General features: G+C 63.4%; 4 protein-coding genes. 1 reads left to right on the forward strand and 3 read right to left on the reverse strand.

All coding sequences use genetic code 11. The features are described 5' to 3' along the window. Both sphsw_RS09350 and sphsw_RS09355 read right to left on the reverse strand, forming a co-directional pair. The coding region (locus sphsw_RS09350) for a class I SAM-dependent methyltransferase (protein ID WP_031440376.1) at positions 1 to 783 on the reverse strand (783 nt) is incomplete at its 3' end. 170 nt (positions 784 to 953) lie between these two features. Next, entirely contained in the window at positions 954 to 1,604 is a 651-nt protein-coding gene (locus sphsw_RS09355; protein WP_031394264.1) for a carbonic anhydrase, read from the reverse strand. A gap of 873 nt (positions 1,605 to 2,477) precedes the next feature. Between sphsw_RS09355 and sphsw_RS09360 the strand changes: the two genes are divergently transcribed. Continuing rightward, positions 2,478 to 5,312: a TonB-dependent receptor gene (locus tag sphsw_RS09360; RefSeq protein ID WP_235188345.1), complete on the forward strand. Its 2,835-nt coding sequence runs from the start codon at positions 2,478 to 2,480 to the stop codon at positions 5,310 to 5,312. Positions 5,313 to 5,490: 178 nt separating this feature from the next. Here the strand turns inward: sphsw_RS09360 and sphsw_RS09365 are convergent. Next, on the reverse strand, positions 5,491 to 5,891 hold a 401-nt coding region (locus sphsw_RS09365), incomplete at its 5' end, for a Crp/Fnr family transcriptional regulator (RefSeq protein ID WP_042466988.1).

Here is a 5,891-nt window from a genome sequence, read left to right on the forward strand (position 1 = left end):
CTTGAGCGTCATCCGGTCGCTTTCGCCGATCGCGGCATAGCGCGCGCGGTCGACATCGCCCTCGGCGTAATTGGGCGGCAGGGTCCACACGCCCTTGGGATAGTCATGCGTATCCTTCGGGTTCGCATTGACCGCACTCTCGCCTGCCAGCTTGAATCCTGCCTTGGTGGCATAGGCGATGACCGACGACCGCTTCATATAGCCGCTCTTGCCTTCCTCGATCTTGCCCGACGCTTCGGGCAGATGGTGTTCGACAAGGCCAAGCGTGCCGCCGGGCTTGAGCATCGCGAACATCTGGTCGAACGCGGCCTGGGTCTGATCGGCGGCCCCGAACCGCCAGTTGTGCACGTTGCGGAAGGTCAGCACGACGTCCGCCGAGCCTGCGGGAACGGTCGGCTGGCCGGCGACTGCCGGGAACATGGCATAGCGCAGCGCGCGATAGGCTTCGGGCATCGCCTGGCGCTTGGCCCGGACAGCTGCGAGACCCTTCTCGCTCGGCGCAGCGGCATAAAGCGTGCCGCGGGCCGCGAGATAGGGCGCAAGGATCTCGGTATACCAGCCGCCGCTGGGCCAGATCTCGACGACCGTGTCACCAGGCTTCACACCGAAAAACGCCAGCGTCTGGGCGGGGTGGCGGAAAGCGTCGCGCGCGATCGTCGCGGGCGTTCGCGTCCCGGCTTTGGTCGCCGCGACGAGAGCGGCGCTCGGCGCGGGATCGGGTGCGGCATACGCCGCTGTGGCGGCCGACAGGCCGGCAGCGATAACCAAGGCAAGGCGCGTCATAGGACCTCCAGTCAGAAGCCAGCAACATAGCGCCCTAATCTGACGGGCCGCAACCCGCCTACAGTCTCGGTTTCCCCTGACCATTTGCGAGAGCTCGCAGCGGCCAGCAGATAAGGTTTGAAGTAAAGATGCGCCGGGCCGACGAGGCTTTCGCCGGCCCGGCCTCGACATCAGTCCGCGCGGGGCTGAGCCGGCGTGAACCCGCCATCCTCGTCCATCACGCGCAGAATGCCGTCGTCGATCGCAAACACCGCGCCGCGGATCTCGAGATCACCAGCGGCCTCTGCATCGCGGACGAACGGGAAGGTCCGCAGATTCTCGATCGAAGTCCGCACGGCAGCCTGCTCCATCGCCTCGCGAGCCTCTTCCGACTTCAGGTCGGCATGATCCTTGGCGACGGACTCGCGTGCGCCATCGAGCAGATGCACCCAGTCACTGATGAAGCCACCCTGGCCGCGCTCTGCCTTGTCGAACGTGCCTGCGAGCGCCGCCTTGCAGCCGCCGCACTGGCCATGGCCGAGTACGACGATCTCGCCGACCTTGAGCTGCGTGACCGCAAATTCCACCGCGGCAGAAACGCCGTGATAGCCGCCGCCCGTCTCGAACGGCGGAACGAGGTTGGCGACGTTGCGGACGACGAACATCTCACCAGGCAACGTGTCGAAGATCTGCGCGGGTTCGACCCGGCTGTCCGAACAGGCGATCACCATGACGCGCGGTTCCTGTCCGACTTTCAATTTCTCCCAACGGTCATGCTGGCGGCGCCAGTCGGACGTCCGAAACCGCTGGTATCCATCTACAAGATCGGCAAAATCAGTCATTGTGTATCGTCTCCCGGGATACGGCCAAAACGGCCAATTTCAGAAACCCCTTGTCATGCGAGCGGTTCCCCGGGAAGCCCGCAACACTGCCGATCCTGCGATAGGGCGAGCGATCTGCCCCGCGAGTGGCGCAGGTACGGGGGAATCGTAGGCACGCCCCCCGCACGGAGGAATTGCGCGACCATGGGGTTGGTCAGGCCCTATGCCATGGGCAGGGGCTCCGGCGCCATGGACAGGGCGCTGCCGCGCGCAGCATTGCGCTACGAGGATATTTTGCGCTCGCCTAATCAGCGCTTTCGCTGGGGCTGGTAGCGACACCCGCCGCGCACAAACCGCATGGCTCAGTGGACGCCGCAAACATCCTATATTGGTACGGAGTGTTGCCCTTATTCGGGGTTCGCCAACGGATGCCTCGCGAGCCTAAGCGAGTATTAGATCCGCTGCGGTCGATCTTGGCGTCAGCTGCCGGGGTCATGATGCGCTAGCGCCTGTCAGTAAGCGTGGGCAAGTCCCTCGACGGGCAAAGGAATGTGTCTTCGGCTCGCGACTGACACCATCTTCCGAAACGTGGAGTACCTTGGCAAATTGATGCGCTGACGCGTCTTGCCTTGTCGAACGGACTTGGCCCGGGTCTCGCTGGCGTCAGGTCCGCAGCCACGGGGCAACCGCCGGACTGGAATGCGTTCCTCCCAGAATTGGTAATAAAAAGGTAATTTTCGCATTAGATTCGGAAAATGAATTTGATATAGGTAGCGGCGCCTAGACATCGACCTGGCTACCAAAAGAATACCGGGCGATTCGCGGGATTTACGGGTGCAGGCATGGGCTGCATCGGGATGGCGCGATGGCGCCTATGAAAAGGGGCTTTGACCAATGGTTTTTCCTAAGCAGATGTTGCTCGCATCCACCGGCGTGGTCGCCAGCGCGATCGCCGGGCTGATCGCGCCTGCGGGCGCACAGACCGCGCCGTCTTCGGCCCCCCCAGCCGCCGCCGAGCAGCCCGTATCCGCTCAGACCCCCCCCACGCAGGCCGCCCCCTCGGGGGACGCGGACAGCGACATCGTCGTCACCGGTATCCGCGGCAGCCTGCGCAGCGCGATCGCGGTCAAGCGCGAGGCCAATGCCGTGGTCGACGTGATCAGCGCCGAAGCGATCGGCAAGTTTCCTGACCGCAACGTCGCCGAATCGCTGTCGCACATCCCCGGCGTGAGCATCGATCGGCGCTTCGGCGAGGGCGAGAAGGTCGCCATCCTTGGTACCGATCCCGCGCTCAACCGGATGCTGCTCGACGGTCATGCGCTCGCATCGGCGGATTGGGGCGGCAACGACAATGACCCTTCGAGCCGCACCTTCAACTATTCGTTGCTCGCGCCCGAACTCGTCGACCGGCTGGAGGTGTACAAGTCGCCCGAGCCGCGGATCGAGGAGGGTAGCCTTGGCGGCACCGTCATCGTCCGCACCCGCCGGCCGCTCGAGCTCAAGGCCAATTCGATTTTCGCGTCGGGCGGCTATTCGTACAACGACCGTTCGGACAAGGGCAATGTCCGCGGCTCGGGGCTGTACAGCTGGAAGAATGATGCGGAGACGTTCGGTGTGCTGGTCGCCGCGACCTATGACAAGCAGAGCCTGACGCGCGCCGGCGTGGAATTCTTCGGCTATGACAATGCCGCGGCGAATGCGGACGGCACCTATAACAGCCCGTTCGTCAACCGCGCGCAGGACGGCACGCTCAGCCTGAAGAGCCCGGGTGCGACCATCACCGGCGGAACAATTGCGGATCTCTACAAGGCCGCTTCGCCGTTCGGCATCAACTATGCCTATTTCCAGCAGACGCGCGAGCGCAAGAGCGTGTCCGGCACCGTTCAGTACCGCCCCAGCTCGGAGCTGACGCTGACGCTCAACGGCCTGCACATCAACGGCAATTACGACAATTACAGCCAGTCGATGTACACCATTCCCGGGGCCTGGACGGGCAACGTGCTGCAGTCGGCCAATATCAGCAACGGGGTCGTCAACGCCGCGACCTTCGGTGCCGCGACGAGCCAGAGTGCGCAGCTCGACACGCTCGTCCGCAAGACCAAGCTGACCACCGACAATCTCAACCTGTTTGCGGATTGGGAAGGCGATGACGGCGCCAAGGTGTCGTTCGCGGGTGGCTGGAGCCGGGCGAGGGGCGGGCGCAATCCCGAATATCTGTTCAACGTGCAGACCAGACTGCCATTCAGCTATGCCTTCACCAACGATACGGCGACGGTCAATTTCACCGGCGATCCGACCAACCCTGCAAACTACTTCACCAACCCGAACAACAATCCGGCACAGATCGAGGGCAGCCCGGTGCTGGTCGGCGGCACGCAGCTGAACGCGGCGCAGATCGGCGGGCTCGATTACAGCGTGACGACCGATCGCGACATCTTCGGCGGCTATGATGCGACGATCCCGGTGTCGTTCGGGCCGTTCACGCAACTGATGCTCGGCGCACGCGTCACCGACCATGTCAACCGCATCGACGGTCGCGGCATCAACACCTATCTCACCACGTCGCAGCTTGCATCGCAGCTCAACGTGCCGACCGCGTCGACTCCGGACGGCACATTCAGCGGCAGCGGCGGGTTGGGCAACGCGACGCAGTATCTGAACCTGTCCGAACAGTCGGTGATCGATATCCTGGCGAATGCGATCAATTCGCCGCTGATCCGCAAGATCGGCGCGTCGACCCGGGTCAAGGAAACCGTCGCGGCGAGCTATGCGCAGCTCAATTTCGAGCAGAGCGGCTTTCGCGGCAATATCGGTGGCCGGCTGGTCTATACCAAGGACGTTTCGGACTATGCGCTGACGCTGTCGACCGCGGCCAACCCCAACCCCGTGCCGACCCCGACGACGACATCGACCGACTATCTGAAGTTCCTGCCGAGCTTCAATATCGCCTATGAGGCGAGTTCGTCGCTCATCTTCCGCGGTGCGGTCGCCAAGGTGATCTCGCGGCCACGCTATCAGGATCTGGCGGCATCGATCTCGCAAAACGATACGACGCGCGATGCGGGTGGCGGCAATCCCAATCTGAAGCCGTATGAGTCGACCAATTACGAGCTGACCGCGGAATTCTACCCGCGTCCGGGCAGCCTGCTCGCGGTCGAGGCCTTCCGTCGCGACATCAGCAACTACATCATCACGACCCGGACCGAGGGGGTGACGCTGTTCAATTCGCTGACCGGGCGGCTGGAGAACAATTACAGCGTTTCGCAGCCGATCAACGGTGGTAAGGCGAAGGTGAACGGCATACTCGTGTCCGGGCAGAGCGAGATATGGGGCGGGTTCGGGCTCCAGGCGAATTATACTTATCAGGACAGCACGACCTCCTCGACCGACGCGTCGGGTGCCGATCTCAACCTTCCCTATCTGTCGAAGCACACCGTCAACGTGATCCCCTATTTCGAAAGCGGACCGTTCCAGGCGCGGTTGAGCTACAATTACCGGACGAAATATTTCCGCACGATTGGCCGTCTCGGCTCGCGCGAAATGGTCGCCGCGTATAACCAGCTTGATCTGTCGGCAGGGTTCAACCTGACCAAGCAGGTCACGCTGTCGCTCAACGCGCAGAACCTGCTCGACGAGACCTATCGCCAGTATAACGCGACGCCCGATCGGCCCACGGCTTTCTACAAGAACGGGCGGACCTATGTCGCGTCGCTGTCCTTCCGCCTGTAGGTCTGGCGGCCGTTAAATAGGCCGCGTCGAGTCTCGCTCGCCCGGAGACCGCCTGTCTGCAGACGGCTCTGTGGCGAGCGGGCGTTCATGGCTTAACGGGGTGGCGTGGCGCGCCGGAGCGGCAACCCCGCCTTTGCTGGACCTCTATGAAGAAGCCGACCGCCACCCGGGTCGCTATTTAGCCAAGGGCCGCACGATCGCCGGACGTGCCAGGCTCTTTGGACAGTTGGAGATAGGCGGGGTCGAACGCGGCCAGATCGACCAGCGCCGGCCAGTCGTGGATCGTCAGGCGTCGGGCCTCGAGCGACAGCAAGCCGTCACGGCGCAGCTCTTGAAGCGCACGATTGGTGTGGATGGACGTCAGCGCACAGGCATCCCCCAGATGAAACTGGGTCAACGGCAGCGCACAGCTGCCGTCCTGCACCAGCCCAACCCGGTCCATTCGCAGATATAGCTCGCACAACAGATGTGCGATTCGCTGTTTGGCACTGCGTTGCCCGACATTGAGCGTCCAGGCGCGCTGGATCGCGGCGGCGGTCAGCGATTCCCACCACAGGGCCTGCGTCAGGGGCGGGTGGT

Source organism: Sphingomonas sp. FUKUSWIS1 (assembly GCF_000733135.1).
GTDB lineage: Bacteria > Pseudomonadota > Alphaproteobacteria > Sphingomonadales > Sphingomonadaceae > Sphingomonas > Sphingomonas aerolata.